This window comes from Ruegeria sp. BHSA123 (genome assembly GCF_059613425.1).
Map to the genome: position 1 here is coordinate 14635 of NZ_JBXWSL010000030.1, position 19561 is coordinate 34195.

At 52.0% G+C, this 19561-nt stretch carries 15 protein-coding genes; 6 read left to right on the plus strand and 9 right to left on the minus strand.

All coding sequences use genetic code 11. The features are described 5' to 3' along the window. Positions 1 to 48: 48 nt before the first annotated feature. From AC2FNC_RS14210 to AC2FNC_RS14240, 7 genes are all read right to left on the minus strand, one after another. Positions 49 to 2841, minus strand: coding sequence for a bifunctional aconitate hydratase 2/2-methylisocitrate dehydratase (locus AC2FNC_RS14210; protein WP_496715669.1), 2793 nt, complete (start codon positions 2839 to 2841; stop codon positions 49 to 51). A 670-nt stretch (positions 2842 to 3511) separates the two neighbouring features. Next, positions 3512 to 4273, minus strand: coding sequence for an adenylate/guanylate cyclase domain-containing protein (locus AC2FNC_RS14215; protein ID WP_496715670.1), 762 nt, complete (start codon positions 4271 to 4273; stop codon positions 3512 to 3514). 288 nt (positions 4274 to 4561) lie between these two features. Continuing rightward, complete coding sequence (locus AC2FNC_RS14220) at positions 4562 to 6031, minus strand: flavin-containing monooxygenase (protein ID WP_480521191.1); 1470 nt, start codon at positions 6029 to 6031, stop codon at positions 4562 to 4564. Then, positions 6028 to 6267, minus strand: a complete 240-nt coding sequence (locus AC2FNC_RS14225; RefSeq protein ID WP_480607462.1) for a hypothetical protein — start codon at positions 6265 to 6267, stop codon at positions 6028 to 6030. Before AC2FNC_RS14225 ends, AC2FNC_RS14220 begins: the two co-directional genes overlap by 4 nt. A 687-nt stretch (positions 6268 to 6954) precedes the next feature. Next, on the minus strand, positions 6955 to 7491 hold the full coding sequence (locus AC2FNC_RS14230) for a hypothetical protein (protein WP_496715671.1): 537 nt from the start codon (positions 7489 to 7491) through the stop codon (positions 6955 to 6957). Further along, positions 7475 to 8245 carry a hypothetical protein gene (locus tag AC2FNC_RS14235; protein WP_480521196.1) on the minus strand — a complete coding sequence of 257 codons (771 nt, stop codon included), beginning with the start codon at positions 8243 to 8245 and terminating at the stop codon, positions 7475 to 7477. Before AC2FNC_RS14235 ends, AC2FNC_RS14230 begins: the two co-directional genes overlap by 17 nt. 73 nt (positions 8246 to 8318) lie before the next feature. Continuing rightward, a complete protein-coding gene (locus tag AC2FNC_RS14240) occupies positions 8319 to 8834 on the minus strand; it encodes a DUF805 domain-containing protein (protein ID WP_480521198.1) in 516 nt (171 codons plus the stop codon). Between the two features lie 565 nt (positions 8835 to 9399). Between AC2FNC_RS14240 and AC2FNC_RS14245 the strand changes: the two genes are divergently transcribed. The 5 genes from AC2FNC_RS14245 (at position 9400) to AC2FNC_RS14265 (ending at position 14756) form a co-directional block, all read left to right on the plus strand. Then, positions 9400 to 9699 (plus strand): hypothetical protein, encoded by a 300-nt coding sequence (locus AC2FNC_RS14245; protein ID WP_480521200.1) that lies wholly within the window; start codon positions 9400 to 9402, stop codon positions 9697 to 9699. Between the two features lie 201 nt (positions 9700 to 9900). After that, positions 9901 to 10362: a hypothetical protein gene (locus AC2FNC_RS14250; RefSeq protein ID WP_496715672.1), complete on the plus strand. Its 462-nt coding sequence runs from the start codon at positions 9901 to 9903 to the stop codon at positions 10360 to 10362. 55 nt (positions 10363 to 10417) lie between these two features. Beyond that, on the plus strand, positions 10418 to 11032 hold the full coding sequence (locus tag AC2FNC_RS14255; RefSeq protein WP_480521204.1) for a hypothetical protein: 615 nt from the start codon (positions 10418 to 10420) through the stop codon (positions 11030 to 11032). 1359 nt (positions 11033 to 12391) lie between these two features. Continuing rightward, entirely contained in the window at positions 12392 to 13825 is a 1434-nt protein-coding gene (locus AC2FNC_RS14260; protein WP_480555941.1) for a hypothetical protein, read from the plus strand. Further along, positions 13815 to 14756: a metallophosphoesterase family protein gene (locus AC2FNC_RS14265; protein ID WP_496715674.1), complete on the plus strand. Its 942-nt coding sequence runs from the start codon at positions 13815 to 13817 to the stop codon at positions 14754 to 14756. The genes AC2FNC_RS14260 and AC2FNC_RS14265 overlap by 11 nt, the downstream gene beginning before the upstream one ends. Here AC2FNC_RS14265 and AC2FNC_RS14270 read toward each other — a convergent pair whose 3' ends face one another. After that, positions 14757 to 15515 carry a hypothetical protein gene (locus AC2FNC_RS14270; protein WP_496715676.1) on the minus strand — a complete coding sequence of 253 codons (759 nt, stop codon included), beginning with the start codon at positions 15513 to 15515 and terminating at the stop codon, positions 14757 to 14759. Positions 15516 to 15697: 182 nt separating this feature from the next. Between AC2FNC_RS14270 and AC2FNC_RS14275 the strand changes: the two genes are divergently transcribed. Continuing rightward, the gene (locus AC2FNC_RS14275) at positions 15698 to 16630 is read left to right on the plus strand and encodes an SdiA-regulated domain-containing protein (RefSeq protein ID WP_496715678.1); all 933 of its coding nucleotides are present in this window, start codon (positions 15698 to 15700) and stop codon (positions 16628 to 16630) included. A gap of 88 nt (positions 16631 to 16718) precedes the next feature. Here AC2FNC_RS14275 and AC2FNC_RS14280 read toward each other — a convergent pair whose 3' ends face one another. Further along, the gene (locus AC2FNC_RS14280) at positions 16719 to 19091 is read right to left on the minus strand and encodes an autotransporter family protein (protein ID WP_496715680.1); all 2373 of its coding nucleotides are present in this window, start codon (positions 19089 to 19091) and stop codon (positions 16719 to 16721) included. Positions 19092 to 19561: the final 470 nt, after the last annotated feature.

Consider the following 19561-nt stretch of genomic DNA (forward strand, 5'->3'; position numbering starts at 1 on the left):
CCCGGCCACCATTTATTGGCGGCCGGGCTTACAAGGATCAAAACGTCTTCAGAAGTGAGCCGATTTCGCGGTCGCGGGCTTTTCCATCGGCGGCGCGAACTTGGTCAAATCGATCCCCTTTACTGCCGACTTGTATTCCTCGGCAGTTGGGGTGCGGCCTAAAATGGCCGAGAGCACGACAACCGGTGTCGACGCAAGCAGGGACTCACCCTTTTTCTCATCGGAGTCTTCGACAACACGACCCTGGAACAGGCGTGTGGATGTCGCCAGAACGGTATCGCCTTTTGCAGCCTTTTCCTGGTTCCCCATGCAAAGGTTACAGCCGGGCCGCTCAAGGTACAGGATATTTTCATATTCCGTGCGTGCCTTGTTTTTCGGAAACAGATCGTCGAATTCAAAGCCCGAGTATTTCTGAAGAATGCTCCACTCGCCTTCTTCTTTCAGCTCATCGATGATGTTGTAGGTCGGTGCTGCGACAACCAGCGGGGCCTTGAATTCGACAGTGCCCTGTTCCTCTTCAAGGTTCTTAAGCATCTGCGAGACGATAATCAGATCGCCCTTGTGCACCATGCACGACCCGACAAAGCCCAGATCAACCTTCTTTTCACCCTTGTAGTAGGAAACCGGGCGGATAGTGTCGTGCGTGTAACGCTTTGATACGTCAGCGTTGTTCACATCCGGGTCGGCTATCATCGGTTCGTCGATCTCATCCAGATCAACGACGAGCTCTGCAAAATACTTGGCGTTTTCATCGGGTTTCAGGGCCGGCTTTTCACCCGACCTGATCTCCGCGATCCGCGCATTCGCCTTGTCGATCAGACCTTGCAGCGTCTGGGCTTCGTTTTCCATACCCTTGTCGATCATGATCTGGATGCGGCCTTTGGCGATTTCCAGAGATTCAATCAGCGTGTCATCTTCGGAAATACAGATCGAAGCCTTGGCCTTCATCTCGGCCGTCCAGTCGGTGAATGTGAACGCCTGATCCGCCAGCAAGGTGCCGATATGAACTTCGATGATCCGGCCCTGGAAGACGTTGTCACCGAATGTCTTCAACATCTGCGACTGGGTGGCGTGAACCACGTCGCGGAAATCCATATGGTCTGCCATCTGGCCCTTGAAGGTCACCTTCACCGATTCAGGGATCGGCATCGTGGCTTCACCGGTGGCCAGCGCCAGTGCAACGGTGCCCGAATCCGCTCCAAACGCTACGCCCTTGGACATGCGGGTGTGGGAGTCGCCGCCAATGATGATGGCCCAGTCATCCACGGTGATGTCGTTCAGCACCTTGTGGATTACGTCTGTCATCGAATGGTAAACACCCTTGGGATCACGCGCAGTGATCAGGCCAAAGCTGTTCATGAACTTCATCAGTTTGGGTATGTTCGCCTGCGCCTTTGCGTCCCAAACTGACGCTGTGTGGCACCCGGACTGATATGCGCCATCAACGATGGGCGAGATCACGGTTGCCGCCATAGCTTCCAGCTCCTGCGCGGTCATCAGGCCGGTGGTGTCTTGCGACCCAACGATATTGACCTTCACCCGAGCATCCGAGCCCGCGTGCAGGACCTTTTCGTCAGCCACGCCAACCGCGTTTTTGTTGAAGATCTTCTCGACAGCTGTCAGGCCCTGTCCCTCGTGCGAGATTTCCTTGGACGGAGCAAATGCAGATTCCAGCGCAACACCAAGGGTTTCCGCCGCAAAGGTCTGCAGCTTCTTGCCAAAGACAATAGCGTAAGAGCCGCCAGCCTTGATGAATTCGACCTTTTGCGGCGTGAAGGACGACGATACATCGACAAGCTCTTTATCGCCTGCTTCGTTGTAAAGCTTCTTGTCCTTTGTGTTGATGGTCAGAACGGTTCCGGTCTCGACCGAGTATTTCTGTTCAAGGACAGGACTTTCGTCGTTGTTCAGGATCGGGTTGCCGTCGTCATCCAGCTTTTTGACCCAGTTCTTCAGGTCAATGCCGATACCTCCGGTCACGCCAACGGTGGTCAGAAAGATCGGTGAGATTCCGTTTGTTCCCGCGACAACTGGTGCGATGTTCACAAAGGGAACATAAGGGCTGGCTTGCGTTCCGGTCCACAAGGCGACGTTGTTGACGCCGGACATGCGCGACGACCCGACGCCCATTGTCCCTTTTTCGGCGACCAGCATGACACGTTTGTCCGGGTGTTGTTTCTGCAAATCCTGAATCTCGGCCTGTGCCGCCGGTGTGATCATGCATTTTCCATGCAGTTCCCGATCCGCACGAGAATGCGCCTGATTACCGGGCGACAGAAGGTCGGTGGAAATGTCTCCTTCGGCCGCGACATAGGTCACAACCTTGATTTCCTCTTCGATGTCAGGCAGCCGGGTAAAGAACTCGGCCTTGGCATAGCTTTCCAGAATGTCCTTTGCGATCACGTTTCCGGCCTCAAAAGCAGACTTGAGGCGCTGGGTATCCGCATCATACAGGAACACCTGCGTTCTCAGCACCTCTGCCGCCTGACTTGCGATCGACGCATCATCGCCCAGCGCCAGATCCAGCAGAACCTCGACCGAGGGGCCGCCTTTCATATGTGACAACAACTCGAACGCGAAGGCCTGCGAGATTTCTTCGACCGAGGCTTCACCCAGTATGATCTCTTTCAGTAACCGCGCCTTTTCACCAGCTGCGCTGGTTGTACCCGGCAGCGTGTTATAGATGAAATAGGACAAAGACTCGGCGCGGTGAACGTTGTCCACATCTTTGATTTGTTCAATGACTTCCTGAAGCAGCGCACCGTCTTCAATGGGTTTGGGGTGCAAACCTTGCTCTTTGCGCGTCTCGATCTCGTTCAGGTATTCTGTATATAGGCTCATGACGGTTCCGACCATTTAGCTGGTGCGCTGGCAGGTAATAAACCAGCGCCTTAATTTTGTATGCCGCGGTATACTAAATGCTCACAACTTGCAAGACACTCTCCTGCGACCCTGTGTCCTGATCGAGGATGTATCTGTCGAAATACCTGTCCGTCATGCGTGATTTGTTTGTCGCGGCCAATTGGTATCAGCACACTGGTACCCTAGCCCCCAGTGGCGGAAATCAGTTCCTTGGCCAGTGGCAAGGGTGAGTAACCCAGCCGAGACGGTGTCAATCCCAATCGCAAAATCACCATATCATGAGAGGGGAAGATTCCAATGGACTGTCCATCATGCCCCCGCAACCAGACCGCATCTTCAAAAGGTGGCACATCTCCGGGTGCTTCCAGCCAAAGGTGGCCCTTGGCATATTTGCCATCCGAAGCCGCTTATCGCTGACTCATGCCCTCAGCACACGGCAAACGAACTTTACGATACAAATCCACGGTGAAGATCCTCCCTCCCTCCGTCAAAAGAAAGGGCAAAGCTGGACGACTTATTCGCGCCCGCAGCAGGGTCATCCCGCCGCTACTGTGGCAGGCTTTCTCACCGCCGTTCTCATGGTCGTCCGCCTCAGTGGAGCTGAACCTGTAGGTCGCTGCCTGTGCTCGCAGGAAGTGATCATATGCTCCTAGCATATACGGGCGCTTGTGGGCAGAACGAGATCGATCTTAACCTGTCTTATGCTTGGTGCAATTGAAGCTACAACGTTCTCAGAAATTTGACCCTGGAGGTCAAAAACATCGTCGCGCTTGCCATCGTATCGATCCGCCCAGTCATGCGATCCGGTTTGCGCGCCAATCAGCTTTCCAGTCACACCCAACCGGTTACCAACTCCACAATCAGAACCCTCCAGCACGTGGCGGACACCAAGTTCACGGCCTATACGACGCACATCAACAGAAAGCCCTTTGTAAGAAAAAGAAGAGTTTCGGGCGACTACGAATGTCCAGGGCACTCTGGACAAGCTGGTAATAATGTCTTCGGTAATACCTTCTGCGAAATAGTCCTGCTCTGCGTCAGACGGCAGATTTTCAAACGCCAATACGGCCACTGGAGGTTTGTCAGGGCGAGATTGAGCTGCTGGGCGCGTGGTGACGAATGAAGTCTGAACAGAGTAGGCTGTCACAGTGCGCGCGATATTCTTCAGGTATTGCGATCCTATTTCTGCGAACGCAATATCCACCTTACCTATGACGTCTTCGTATACCCCCATTGAAACGATAATGCCTACGGGAGGAGCCAGACCTTCCAGCCGGGCCGCGATGTTGACGCCGTCACCAAGAACATCACCGTTGTCATCAAAAACATCACCCGCGTGAATTCCCATACGAAATTGAACCTCCGGGATTTGCCCGCGTGCCGCGTTCCGCTCAACCATCTGACGCTGCATCGTTTCCGCACACGCCACCGCATCCAAAACCGAAGAAAACTATGCAAAAAACCGTCACCGGTCTTTTTGAACAGGCGCCCGCCATTCAATCCGATATGCGGCTCCAGCGCTCTAAAGTGACCCTTGTTAGCGTGCAAAGTGGCTTGCTCGTCAGTACTGACAACGCGCTATAGTCAACAATGTCAGCTGCGAGTATTGCCGCTAGGTGTCGTTCCAAACAAAAACCCTCCCGCGCATCCATTTTAAAGAAGTGTCACAAGGATATTAGGGGCTTCTCGTACAAATCGCTTAGGCTACGTCTCGAAAGTCGGCCGCACGATAAGGCACAATCAGTTCAGAAATCGGCGCCAGGATACCGCGTTTGCGAAGTGGGTCTACACTCATGTCGAGTAGGAGTTCATCGTGATAGTGGAACATGTGAAGCAGAAGTGTGGCGGAACGTCCCGGCCCTTCTGGCATCCATGATTGTTTCCAGGACTTTAGCGCATCGATATCGCTTTGCATGGCCTCAGCATCCGGTAGGAGCACACGACCTGCAACGACTTCCGCAAGCCATTTGGCCTGAAGCGCGAAGGTCGTCACACTCATGAAGGAGGACGCCCGACCCACGAATGCAAGGTTTGGCACCGAGGGGTGTAGGACATGCCGGTATAAATAGAACCCATCCGGCCCATCATCCAAAGAGTTGAGTATCGACTTCGGTAGATATGGGTAGCCGGTCTTCCAGCCCGTGCCGAAGACGACACAATCGACCTCAAGAGAATCCCCATCCGCAAGGTCGATTCCGCTGGAAGAGAATGCACTCACACCTGTTCGATGTGCAGAAATCTTACCAGATCGGATAAAGTCGATGAGCTCAGGACGTGGAACCATAGTTACTTCCGTAAACGCGTCGAATTCGACAGGCGTCTCAGGCATCAGGGTCTCACCACGTGCGATTTGCGTTCGCAATCGTTGCTGGGTACTGAGCAGCAGTTCTACGATACGCCAGAACAGCCAGGGCAACGGATATCCTATTGAGTGGATAGCGCGCACGATTGGGCTGGGTCTCACATACGGAGGGATCAGGGCTGCAACAAGGCGTGTCAGCATTCCCCATTTGAAAGGAAGAACACCCAGCAATTTGCGCGGAACAGGCCAGTGTGCGGTTCGAAATACGAGGTGAACCTTTTCCGCGACACCCACAGCCGAACCCGCTATATCTGTGGCACTTTTTCCGTAACCGATTACAGCGACACGACGACCTTTGAGTTGCGATATGTCTTTAAATTCGCTGGCGTGAAGGACTTCTCCTCCAAAATCTTCACGTTTGGGAATGTTCGGGACATTTGGTGTCTCTGAATAGAGCCCGGTTGCAACAACAACGAGATCGACTTCAACATCTTCAGATCCTTCGGAGCCACTAACCTCAAGTAACCACCCGTCAGTTTTGCGCTCAATCAAGGTGACGCGGGTGCCTAACCGTAAGCACTCTCGTATTCGGAAATGATCGCAATAATCCTCCAGATACTCTCGAAAGACCGGCCCCGGAGTGAAATGAGACGCTTCTTCGGAAAGCGGAAAATCCGGGAACTCGTACAGGTCCTTTTGCACCTGAACGCCAAAATCGTGGTATCCATCCGCCCAGACACCGCCAAGGTACGGATTGCGATCAAAAACAGTGCAGTGGATCCCAACCCTCGTCAGGCATTTTGCAGTAGCAAGCCCGGAAACCCCCGCACCAATGATAGCGGCGGTTTTTACCTCCCCTACTTTCATGCCTCAGTTCCCCGTCGCAAAATTCGCGATAAACCCAAGAGAACGACACCCACAAGCCAGAGCGCCAGAACATAGGCACCGAACACAGTCCATAGCGCCCATACCCACAGGCCTTGCCAAATTGTCTTTGCTTGATTTAACCCGGTCTGACCGAGGCGAGAACGCAAAATGAACAACATATTGAGCAGCCCAATCGCAGCGCCGATTGCTGTTCCAATCCAAAAGAAATCGCCCATAACAGCCCCCCAAGGCGATATCAGGATATCACGAAATCACAGTTTTAGAAAGCAAGGCGACCATTGGCGCTTTTGAAATCACAGACGGCATCGAAGTCGCCGTTGCCGTCATGCCCCTGAGAACTCGTTCAAAATCTTAGCTTGCCCGCTCGTACCAAGATTGCCCCTACAGCCTGTTTCAATGAGCTATTGGAGGAAGCCGCAGCAGCACTTGGTAGCGAGATTGGTGTCAGGAAGATACACGTCGACAAACTTTGCAAAGTCTGCTTTCTGCGCATCGCAGACCTTAGCGAGAATCCAAGCAAAAAGGCCGCATGGAACCCAAGGTTCCTTAGGGAGGCCCTTTGCGAGATTGCGCAACGCAAAGGGCCATTACCGCAACGACTAAGCCAAAAACTGATTTAATTCATCACTAAGGCAGACAATCACGCAGCGCAAAACTATGGGCGAACTACGCAAACTTATGACGTGTGCGAAGTGTTATGCGCGCACCTACAAACCGTGTAGGTGCGCTCGTAACGCTACATTGCCGACATTGATTTCATTAAAGAAAATCTTGGAACTTTGCCCATAACTCTTCGCGGTATTAGCGCATAACTTTGCACGATTTGCCCATATGTTTGCATGCTATAGAGAACTCATCGAACAAACAGACTCTCAGGCTTACCTGCGGTGCCTAAATGTTACTTACTCCCAATGGCCAGCAGACGAGCGCCAAGTGTTGGCTTCGCCATCCCAAACACTAGCGCTGACGCAAGGCGTTGGGTTTATTGCGTCGCAATTGGATCCATGAATATCTGCCACAACAACGCGTTGACGCCCAAAATCAACAACAGTCCAGCCTTGATTGAGCAATGAATGAACCTCCTCTTCAACCAGGAAGTGCGAGACGCATCCGCCAGTTCCGCAGTAAAGAGATGCAGCGCTTGAACACGCAAAACCTGACTCATTCAGAACCCAGTCACTTTGTAGGTCTCCGTCGAGATCGACCCTTTCAACCGCGCCCCAGGCTATGTCAAATTGACCGTCGTTGAACTCCGCGCAGGCTCGTGCCGCCAAATCAACCCTCGCCTGCAAACCGGGCGGAAGTTGCGATACATCAGCCGCGACAGCTGGTGAGGTCCAAACAAGGCCCGAAGCAAGCACAATCCCGGCGACCAAACATTTCATCTTACACGCTATTTGGGAAGCTGGTTGGAAGGAGGTATCAATTGCACTGATCATACCTGTAGTCCCCATATTCCAGCCAGTTTGTCGAGCCTTCGCTAAAAATCAGAAACTCGGACCTGTCCTCCCCAAGCAGGGCGACGACAAATCCGGCGGGCGGCACAGAGTTTCCGAAGTAACTGTAGGCCGTCATGGCTCTGATCGACTCGCCGTTGACCGTTACTCGCGCGTCCCACTCCCCCTCTGGATTGTCCAGAATTACATATTCGATCTGGCGTTTTATCGCTCCACCACCACAATAGACGATGCCTTCGGGTGCTTCGTAGGACCCCCCCTGGCTAGTATCTGAATCGCACGCGGAACGAAGGGACCGAATTGCCGCGCCGGAACCTTTCAAGTCAAAGATTCCGTAGCTTACATCTTGATCAATCATCGACAGATTAACTGTTGCATTGGCCGCAAGCTGGTCCAGCACAAAACCATAGTCCTCTTGACTATTGAAACTGACCTCGACGGGATAGTTGTCGACGATCTGCATAGCAGCGTTTTCTGCGCCAACCTGAAATGCACCAACCTCGGTGGTGCCGTTCTTCAAAAAACGAATGGAGAGCCCCTGCTTTTCCACGATGTCCTGGCTATCCTCATATCCAGCCGGAGCAAAGCGGATACGATTACACTGAAGCTCCAGCGTCATGTTTCCGGTCTGAATAAAGGCATTGGGGTTGGGCCCGGAACTGAACGACCACTCCGCCGATGCCGTGGTTGCTATTACTATCATTAGCGCTCCAATGGAAATCGTCTTGAAACTCATTTTCTCTCTCCATTTTGTTGCGTTTCGCACTTTCATTCAGCAGAGAATCCGGCCCGCCGCCCCGGCCACCAGATCAGGAAACAGGTGCGCCGTATTCGTTTGCGCCTTCTTCCGAAGGTCGTGTCAGCCACCAGATCATCAAGATGGACAGAACCAATTGAAGAATTGAGACAACAACAATACCGGTTACGCCCAGGACTGCGGCGGGTCCTCGTAATGCATCGGGGTTTTCGGTCCCTTGCTCCAACACCGAGAAGAACGCCACCCCACCCAACATAACAAAAAGCGTTGTAATGCTGAGCGCCATCGGCAGCAGCAAATACCAGCCAGGTCGTCCTGTATCATGCAGCCTCCGCCAACCGGCGGCCAGCATAGGTATGATAACTGCAAGTTGGAAAACAAAGGACAGAACCCGAGATCCTTGCCCCGTTTCGGGGTTGGTCCCGAATATGACCGTATCCAGCACAGCTAAAGCAGCACTCACGAGAACCACAAACAAGAAGAACCACCAGTATTCTGAGCGTATAGCCCGACCGGAGAACTGGAAGTATTTCGAGAAACACGTTTTAACGGCTTCAACAAACCCCATTTTCAATCCTTTCTTAGTTTCTGTGCGAACTCAGAACGCGTCGCCGACCCAAAAGAACACATTCTCCCTTATGAGTGCTCCCACCTACCTTTTTGTTTAAAAGCAGAAGCCTATCGTACGAGAGCGTAAAGAAGTTTACAAAAAAAATATTGATTTATGAAGAATAAGATTCAAACATTCGAATTCGACACAACTTTATTTTACCTCCGTTGTGGTCGCTGCTGCTCGCTGTGCCGAGCCCTTCCGACTGCTGGAGTGAGTGCTGGCGGTCGGAAGGCCTTCTCCATTGATCGAGCGTTGGGAGGACGCGATGCTTGGACTTAACGAACTAGCCCTCCCTCCAGAGTTCGCTTTAGCTTTTTCCAGTGGCGCCATTCGGGCATCACGCGTTGTTGGCGGTCTCGGCAGTCAACGAATAATCGTTCCGTCGAAAAAGCCCTCCGCGGCAGGTTTTGGGCAAGATAGTCACAGGGTCGAGGTATGTTCCATTGGCTGTCCAGATACGAGAGCTTCAAACAAGCACATCCAATTTGATTAATTTCAACGAACCCAGAGGGAGAAGAAAATGACCAACAAGATGGTGAAGATTGCGGGCGCAACTTGTTTCGCACTGCTTGCGGCCTGCGACGATACGAGTACATCAAGCGCGTCAGCCGAGCTCACGCCAGCCCAACAGGCGTGTTTGCGAGATGTAGCCAACACGACGAACAATTCGCAAGTCGTGGTGCTCTCATCCGCCTTTAGCGAGGCGGGAACACAGGTTACTGTAGGCGTTGGTGAGGATCGTGCTCCTTGGAATTGCATTGCTTACAGTGATGGCGCGACAGCTGGTATCGAGTTCCTGGGCGACGAAGGCGCATTGTGACCAGTCTGCTGCGTAGCCGAAAACGGCTGCGCAGCACTGGCTTGATCTGCTGAGGCTCGACTTGGTTTGTAGAACCACCATCATTGTATTCGCGATCCTTTCCCTGTTGGCGTTGATTGCATTCTTGACGGGCACATTTGGCTAGTTGGGACAGGAAAGAGACCCTTTGTCCGGGGTGTTCCTTCTGCCGTTGGGACTGCCTTGGATACTTCTGGCGGATTTGGTCTCGGAGTCAGCCAAACCGTTGTTCGCGGCGATTGCACCAGTACTCAATCTGCTAGCGCTGGTCTTGATTTGCAGATGGGCCCGCAGTTTGCGCCAATAGTGAAGCCTGAAATCTTTTTCACCAAAAGTTTGGAAAACATGGGAAAAGTGATCTTGGGTATTGTGATCGGGCTCGTCCTCGGCGTGGTTGGGGCGATGACCCTGGGTGGCGGGGCCGCGGTGGGTGTCGGCGTTGCGACAGGCTTTTCCGCCGGTGTCTGCACCACATTGAAAGGAGCACAAGCAGAGAACCTGATCATCCCCGAGCAAGCGGATCAGATTCTCAATCGCGTAAATTCCGAGATGGCATCACTGCAAGGAATTGGAACGATAGACGAGGTCGTAGGCAGCGCACAGGCATGCGATGAGTTTCTATCAAAGTTGAGGGATGCGAAATAAGGTTCCTGCCCACGAGGAACAGAACATCAAGGATGGACCAAAAGAGGACCTGCTTATGAAACGTAGTCTAATGAACCTTGTCACTCCTGTACTTGCGATCAGCGGAACAGCCGCGCTGGCCATGTCAGACGCCGACGACGCTTGCATCGACCATTTGCGGCAGGTTGGTGGACCAGACGGTCAATCCGGTACGATAGAAAGCTCAGAGTTCTCGGAAGCAGGTACGCTCGTCATGCTACGCGACGCAGGCGGAACGCTTTGGCGCTGCATCGCGTACAAGGATGGAAGCATTGGCGAGATGTCGGTTGTCGAGGCGATGGATGATGGCGGTGGCGCCATGGCAGGTGCCCCCGGCTCTACCGGTAACCAACGTGTCAAATTCGATGCCGGCTCCACTGGCGCCGAACTTGTTGGCCAACTCGCGCCCGGAGCGTCGCAGCAATACCTTCTCGGTGCAAAGAACGAACAGTTCCTTTACGTCCGCGTTGCTCCGCGAAATGGCTCCTTGGACTACGTCATTCGTAACCCCGATGATTCTGAACTGTTGGGATTGATGTCGGCGGACAATGAGTATCGAGGACAGCTTTGGCAATCCGGTGATCATGTTGTGGAGGTTATCAATCGCAGCAACTCTTCCGTCGACTACAACGTAATTTTCGGAATTGAATAGGTTATCGACCAGAAATCCTGGATCTCTAGTCCAATACTGCAAGGAGCGAAAAGATGAAATCCAAGGTCCTATTGGTGATAGGCACGGCGTGTATTGCTGCGCTCGCAGCATGCGATGAGAGTGGCGGATCGGTGTATGCAAGTGCACCAACTGTGGGCAGCTCTAGCGATCTTTCGTCATTTGAAGGGGCAAGAGCGGGACAGGCTGAAATGGGCATCCAGAGTCTCGGATTTGAACTCATCCGAAGCGAAGGGCTGACCTCGTACTGGTTTAACACGGATACTGGTGCATGTGCTCGGATCACAACATCTGAGGGAAGGTACTCAGATGTAGCTATGCTGCCATCAGGTGACTGCTGACACATTTTCATCGATCTAACATCCGCAATAGGGAGCACTAGTACGCATTTTGATCTGGCACATGCGGCGGTCATCGTTGTCGCTCTGATTGTTACAAACCTGGCATTGAAGTCGTCCGGCGTGATCAACGAAGAAAGCAAACACCAATGGAACTGGAAAGTTTTTCTGGCCTACTTCGTGGTCGTCTTTATCATCAACCTGGTGTGGCCAATTTAACGCTGCATGGCGGAAGGCTTATCACCCACTTGAAATGGATCTCGAGAATGAGCCGCTCCAATAGATTACAAAGTGGGAAGAGTTTGAGCATAACAGGCTCAAAAATAGAAAGGAGCTGGCATGCGGTTTTTGACGTCACTGATATTCATTGGTGTTCTTGCAACTACTGCAAATTCTGACGTAACCAGTCGAAACGGTGGCCCAAGCAACAGTCAAATGCTTTCAAAGGGTGGCGACGGAGGTGTTGATGGCGTCGCTTTCTTTCGCCCGGTCTTGAGCGGAGTTTTGTATCGCTCTGGCTTCAAAGGCGGTGACAAGGATCGAACGGGTCTGAGTAACGTTCAGCGCGAAACCCTGTGCGATGAGGGGTTTTCAACCGGGTTTTATGCGGACTTCGGCAAAAACACTCAATACGGTCGCACCAGTTGCGGAAACGGATCTTTCGACTATCAAAGCGCCAGATCCTCCCGACCCGATGCTGTCATGGCGTCCATACACGAGGTGATTGAAAACCCTGGTAAGGGCCCTGTCCTGATACACTGCATGTGGGGCGTTCATTCCTCGGGCGCATTGTCGGCAATGGCGCTCGTTCAGTTTTGCGGTTGGACGGAAGAAAGGGCCAAGGAATATTGGAATGACGCCCGAAACGGGGCGCCTTGTTCAGGCGGATGCGACAAGTGGATTGACACAAAATTCTCCAACTTCAGTGTCGACCCAAAGTTAAAAATCTCCACCGAACAAAAGGCAGCGATTTGCCCTAAATGATACCGGGAGGACTATCCAAATGAAGTTCAATCTTCTGGGGCCACTTGCTTTCATCGCACCCACTGTCTTGTGGGCGAACGACGAAGTTCTCGGTGAAGCCACAACATTTGATAGTCCCAACGGCGTTTCTGAACGTTGTATTCGGATCGAAAAAGTTCCAACGGGCGAGTACAAGAACAGCGATCTTGAGGAAGAAAAAGCCTATTGCGAGATCGATTTCTATGCCTCTGAAATTGCTATTTGCCCAAAAACCTGGAGCACCAGCCCAGGAATGGCCGTCTACGATATTTCGGAAGGACCCTACATGGGGAACCGTTCTGAATTCGAGAGAAACGCTTGCAAAGAGGGCAAGTTGGCAAAAGATCTGGCCAAAGACAGGGTGGCTAAATTCAAGTCCACCATGAACCAAAAGGGCACCAGTGGAACGTTTTCCACTTCTTCGCTGCTTTACTATCATTTCTCCAGGTATTTCGACACGACTGTCAAAGTTCCAGTCGCGGTTTGGCGCAGCATGGACGCCCAGGCGCATTTTTCCGAGGTCGCAGAGCCTGGTCTTGCGATTTCTGGTGGCTCTCATGGCGGGCGCATGAACCACGAAGGCTGGCGTGTCTTCGCAGCTGCGGATGCCGACCCGAACTCATACCAACCGACCGATGATCTATTCACATCGGATCGAACGCAAATATATGGTGTACTGCTTGATAGCCCTGGGCATCGATACGGCTCGGAAATCAACGGCACCCGTAAATCTGGTTGGGGGAAAGGCCAAAACCGTGATTTTCAGGAAACCCCCGCTTTCTTGGCTTTGCGTTCTTCAAAACCATTGTCTGAGGCCATTGCAGAGGGCGTCGGAGAAGGCCGAAAAGACCGGATGATCAACAAGGATCTCGGTCCCGATGTCAGCGACCAACAGATGGCATTTTGGATGCAAGAACTTACCGAGATTGTTCTCCTCGATTTCATCTTTAGCCAGCAGGACCGCGTAGGAAACATAGACTTCACACCCTATTGGTATTGGGTCGAAGACGGAAAGCTGAAGCATAAGAAAGCCAAGCACCATCAGCCGAATGATGGAGATATTCCCGCCGAGGCATTATTAATCCGTCGCAGCAATCTAAACGACAACGATGCTGGTGGGCGGGTCGAGTATGCTAACTTCGCGAAATCTACTCATATGCTAGAGAAAATGCGGCACTTCTCTCCAAGCACTTACCGGCGCTTGGTTGCATTGAATAGCGACCTTCAAACCCAAGGCCCGGTTTATGACTGGCTGTCGCTAAGCCTTGGGCTTTCAGACAGTCAGATTGCACAAGCCGTCAAAAATACCGCGCTGGCAACGTCCATCCTCCAGAACAATTGTTCTAATGGTGATTTGATGTTCGACTTGGATCCTGTCGCATTCTTTTTGAGAAACGACACCGAGGTAGAGACAGTGGATTGTAATGACACGTAGGCTTTCTACGCTTTTTGCGGCGTTCATTTGGACCGCTCTGATCGCCTGCAAAGCGGCGGCATTGGATGTTATCGTCATATCGGATCTGAACGGCAGCTATGGTTCGGTGAAATACGATGCCCGCGTCGACAAAGCGATTGAGCGGGTAGTCGAGATTGATCCCGATTTGGTGATTTCGACGGGCGATATGGTCGCGGGACAGCGCATTCCCAACTTGTCAGACAAACAGGTCAGAGAGATGTGGAAGGCGTTTCACGAGGCCGTATCAGATCCTTTAGCGGCTGCCGGAATTCCATTTGCGGTCACGCCTGGAAACCATGATGCCTCCGCCTACAGTGGGTTCGAGCGTGAAAGAAAAGTATACGCAGAGGAATGGATACCAAGAAAACCAGACGTCGATTTCCTGGTTTCGGATGACTACCCGTTCTTCTACGCGTTTGAGATGCAGGGCGTAACGTTTGCATCTCTGGATGCAACGACCTTAGGGCCGCTATCCGGTGATCAACAGGACCGACTTGGGGAATTGGGTGCAAATGGAAATCCGGTTGTCACTTTCAGTCACCTCCCACTCTGGCCCTTCGCGATCCAGCGCGAACGCGAAATCATCGGTGACCCAACACTTGAAAAAATTTACCTAGAAAGCGGTGTCGTTCTGCATCTGTCAGGCCACCATCATGCCTTCTACCCAGGCTGGAAAGACGGTGTGGCTTATGTTTCCCAAGCTTGTTTGGGAGGTGGCCCGCGACGGCTTATTGGTGACAATGCCAAATCACCTCACAGCTTCACTCATGTTACGTTCCAACCAAACGGAGAGTTTGGAATAGCAGTATATCGAGGGCCTGATTTCGAAAGGTCAGTAAACTTCAAGTCGCTCCCGAAAGAGATCAGATCCCCGAATGCGGTGTTGAAACGCTTAGACCTTGTGAAATGATTAGAGGTTGAGTTTCAGCTCAACTTTTTCAGGGACCAGATCGTTTATCATCTCTTCGATCCGAGCTTCCGACAATCCACCCGAGGTAATGAAAAGCAAAGAAACGCGAGATTTTCCGGGTACGTGGTGTTTTCTGACCAACTTCCAGCCAGCGTCTGCGGCCATAGCTTCAATGTCCCCGCTGACTTTCAATGAGTGCTCTTCGTCTGAAGCCTTGAGCGAAATTTCCACGCCCTTGTTTCGCCCACCGAGCCAAATGAAACACCAACACACAATCGCCACCAGTGTGGCCATCAGCGGTAAGCCCAAACCGACCGCGAGCCCAAGCACGGTCACTATAATCATTTCAACCGTGTCGACCGGGTCATCCATATTTGATCGGAACCTTAACAGAGCTCCTATTCCAAAAATCACGAACCCAATCATCGATCCGTGCTGTACGACCAGAAACCCAACCACCATGCCGACAAGCGCGTATAGGAAGAACAGTCGCGGCATAACGATATCGCTGACACTTCTGCGGGCTCTCCGCCTCACAGGATGATAGACGATCAAACCAGCCAGAATGATCGTGACGATCACATCGAGAATGAAGAAATACAGTTCCTGTTTGCCACGAAACTGCGTCCACCGGCGTTCGATAACGATTTCCGACCCCGAAGCCCCGGCCAGCATCGTCGCAGGGTCGACTTGTGACACCGCAGCACCTGGCAACAGCAGCATCAACAACACGGTCACAAATGTGAGGGTCGTATTCAACTTGTCTTCCTTCCTGCTCACGCCAAAGGCTTACGCTTAACCAAAGGCACATCGTGCACTATTCAATTCAATCGCAACAGGCGGGATCAGGTAAAGAGATTACAGTGCATTCTTCGGACATCGTATCCGGACTGTGATACGAACGCTGATACAGGGATGTGGTCCAAGCGCGAGAGAATCCAATGACAGAAAACAGATTGTTTTTGTCAAATGCTGAAATTTCACGGTGTTTCTGCAAACTTAGACGACTTGCTTTTGCAGCCAGCTTGGTTGCGGCAGCCTTCTTGCCTTGGACCGATTTTGCCTGCGCCGAAAGTGCTGGTTTGGTTCTGGTCGATAAATTCAAGGTGGCAGACAAATCAGAGGGATTTTCGGAACCTTCCGGTTTAACAATGTCTAACGCTGAAGGTTTCTTGTGGTCTGTAAGTGATGCCGAACCTAAACTGCACCTACTCGGAGTCGACGGGGTATTAGGAAACTCTTTCAAGTTGCCAGCATTGGTAGGATCAGATTTGGAGGGCGTCGCATCACGAAAAGATGGGACTGTTTTAGTACTTCAGGAAACTGATCGATCAATTCTAGTCGTTCACCCGACTGACCCCATTCAACTAACTACAATCCCTCTCACATCTCTCAAAGGCTACTCGGACGCCGCTGAATTGCTCGTCGGTAACCCTTTGAACAAGGGACCTGAGGGCATCGCCGTCGACCCGGAATCCGGGCGGGTATTCATTGGCATTGAGGGACAACCAAGGTTGTTAATGGTCGTATCACCGGAGCTAGATGAAATTGTTGAGATCATTCCTTTAGACCGCGATGCAGGTTTCATCTCCGAGCGTGTAGATGATGATGAACTGGATTTGAGCGGCCTGGCATGGTCCCCATCTTCACGTTCTCTTTGGATTGTAAGTGACAAAGGCCGTCAAATCTTCGTCTACAATCCAGAGTCCAAGTCCATAAAGTCTATCAGTTTGACGTTCACAGAAGATGGCAAACAAAAGGAAGTTAAACATCCCGAAGGAATCGCTCTCGATGAGACCAAAGGGCTTCTCTACATCCTGACAGACGACGCCAAGAAATCACGGCTTTATGTTTTTAATATCCCCAAATTTTGATCGCTAGAGAATGAAGCCCACATCGCCACGATAGCTTCCGCAAGTTGTTGCAGCTAGCTTACCACTCCTCTTCGTTGGTCCACCCTAATCAGAACCGAACACTTAAGTTTGCACCGAGGCCATGCTCTTGGCCGTTGGAGCGAACTGAATAGCCATATCCTGCCGTTAGTCTGGCCAGATCAGAGATCTGATAGCCCAGTCCAAGCCCGAGAACGAAGCCATTTGCTCCTCGATTTTGTCCGACTTGTGTAAATGTTCCGAACAATGGACTTGTAACTGTGATTCCGTGCTCACTATCCTTGTTGGCAAAGAAGTCATATTCATACCGGGCGAAGGCGATTGGGGTCAGCAAACCACTCTCTGTCAAGAAGTCCCGTTGGTAGTCAACTCCAATGGAGGCGACCAGAGACTCTGCGTTCGCTTTTTCAATCGAGTAGTTGAAATCACCACCGCCGGTCTCTGTGCCTGAACCTTGTTGAATACGCCCGTAGTTCACTCCAAAAACCGTAGAAACCCTTGCACCGCTGTCCAGGTTAAACAGCTTCCGTGCCTGGATACCGGCATGGATGCCCTCTTGGTCCAAATCAGACTTTGCCTCGCCTCCCGTAAAGCCATCAACAGAAGGGTTATTCCGCTTGGCGTCGGTTTCACCGAACATGTAACCGATCAGTCCGGAGAACTCCCAAGTTCCGGTTGTTGTACGCCCATAGACGCCCACATGATAGCTGTCGGTCGAAAAATCCTGATCGACTTGATCGTGTTCATCCATGGAGGATGTCCCAAAACCTGCGTAGACGCCGACCACACCTCTATCGGTGCTTGCGACATCCGCTCCGACCAAAATGGTGCCCAGCGAATAGTCGAATGTCCCGAGGCCGTTACTTCCAACAACGTCTCCGCTCACATAGGCCGTGTCGATCCACCAGCGCCGATCAGAGCAGTCTATTGCGCCGCTCGGGCTCTGGGCCAAGTCGATGTCGCCTGCTGCAACGGGTTGATCCTCATTGCTGAAGCCAACTGCTTGATACTTGCGGCAGTCAGCGTGGCTCAGCACTGTGTTGGTTATCAGGTCAAGTTGCTCCAGCCCCACGGTCAAATTAGAGGAATAGGGTTCTGCGTGCACACGATTAAACCCAGCCAAACCTGAATTGGTAAGCGTGTTGACGGTATTACCCAAGGTTGAGCCATTGGTCAGATTAGTTCCAGGTGACGTGTTTGTGGTGTTAGCCACCGCACCAGCAAGGTTGCTTGCATTGGGAGATCCAACAACTGATGGATGTTGCGGTAAACTCGAGACGGGGAGAGTCGAAAACGTTATGTCGATTCTACCGTCTGCGGTTGGCGTGTTTGAGATACTCAGACTGGATAGGGCGGGCAAAGATCCTCCGGCAACAAGAGTTGGGGAGTTTCCATCGAAACTCGAGGCTTGAAAAACCGTGTAGTCGTTGCCAGCTGCATAGTCCTGCGCAGTCAGGCCGGGACGAGCGGCTTCGACTTGTATGGTGGCGCGGTTAATCCCTGTCACGGGCCCGCTGGATGACACCAAGTCGGCTTTCTGACCGGCCGTCGGATCGACTTCGCTCAAAAGTCTTGACCCAGTTTCAAAAGCGATTCCGCCACTATTGTTGAGCGTACCAATTGAAAAGCCCGGCGAAAGCACCCCTCCGTTCTTAACTGTGAAGTTGAATGCGTTCACGCTTCCCGTTCCGGCCAACGTGCCAAAATTCTCAAAGTTTACGGTGTTCAAACTGCTTGTGGTATCGAGGCGAACAGTCGTGCCTGCGGCTATCGCCATATCGCTGGTTGAGGAAATCGAACTATTCGTCAGTGTGAAATCAGAAGCCTCAGCAACCCGAGTCTGAAAATAGTAGGCTCCGAAAACTACTTCGGTGGCTCCCATAACGGTCAGGTTGTCATAGGTTAGCGGGCGGTCGGACTGGAAGTAGACTTCAGTGGGGTCGATATTCGCGCCGTTGAAGGGAGCGAACGTCATTGATCTGCCGGAACCAATCGAAGTTCCAATGAGGTTCACTCTGAGCTTCCCGTTGATGTTTGTTGCCAACGCTTCCCGGGAGACAAAGTCTCCGCTACCCGCCGCGACATCGACATTCAAAAGTGTTAAAACTGAAGCATTGCTTGGAACGGTATTTTGGCCCGGAACATACAACTCAATTTCACCTGAGGAAGTAATTGAGGAGTTTCCAATTGTAAGTCCTGTAATGGGTCCGTTTGGGATCGGGAGACACGTGCGTTCCGTCGTTGAGATTGTTTGATTAACGCGAGTGCTTTCAGATCCAGAAGAGTACTCAATTCGAGGAGAACCCAATTCCACGCAGGCTTGTGAGCTTTGGGCTTGTACTTTGGTTGGCGACATCAAATAAGCCAAGATTAAGAATGCGATATTCGCCAGAGTGATGCGCTGAGCAATTCGACTTAGTGGGAACGGCCTATTGTTTGTCACCAACTTTTTCCTCTCGCGGTACAAGCGACGCTACCTCAACTTAGGACTTGAAAAACAGAGTTTATCTTTATGGATTTTTTGTTGTGGCATATGAGCAAGCTCACAACACGGGAAGGTCTGCGCAATGCAGACCTGCTCGTGCATTTACTGCGAGGCAAGACAAGCCGGGTTTTACATTCCGACCATATCCACCTTTGCATAGAAGCAATCGCAAAAGGTCAAGCCTTGAAACGATTTTCCCGAGCTTGATGGGCGCTGAACAGCGCCATTGAGTATAGGCATGGATCATTGGATTTCGGAGTCGATAGCTAAGATCAATGCAGATGCTCACCGCTCCGCCGATACGCACCTTTTCAAGCTAGGGTCAGGATGCATTGATTTCCCGAGCGCTGCGTGTTTCACGGCTCTGAAAACAGAGCGGTGACATGAGCAATCCTTTCTGGCTGACCGACGCACAGATGGCGCGTCTG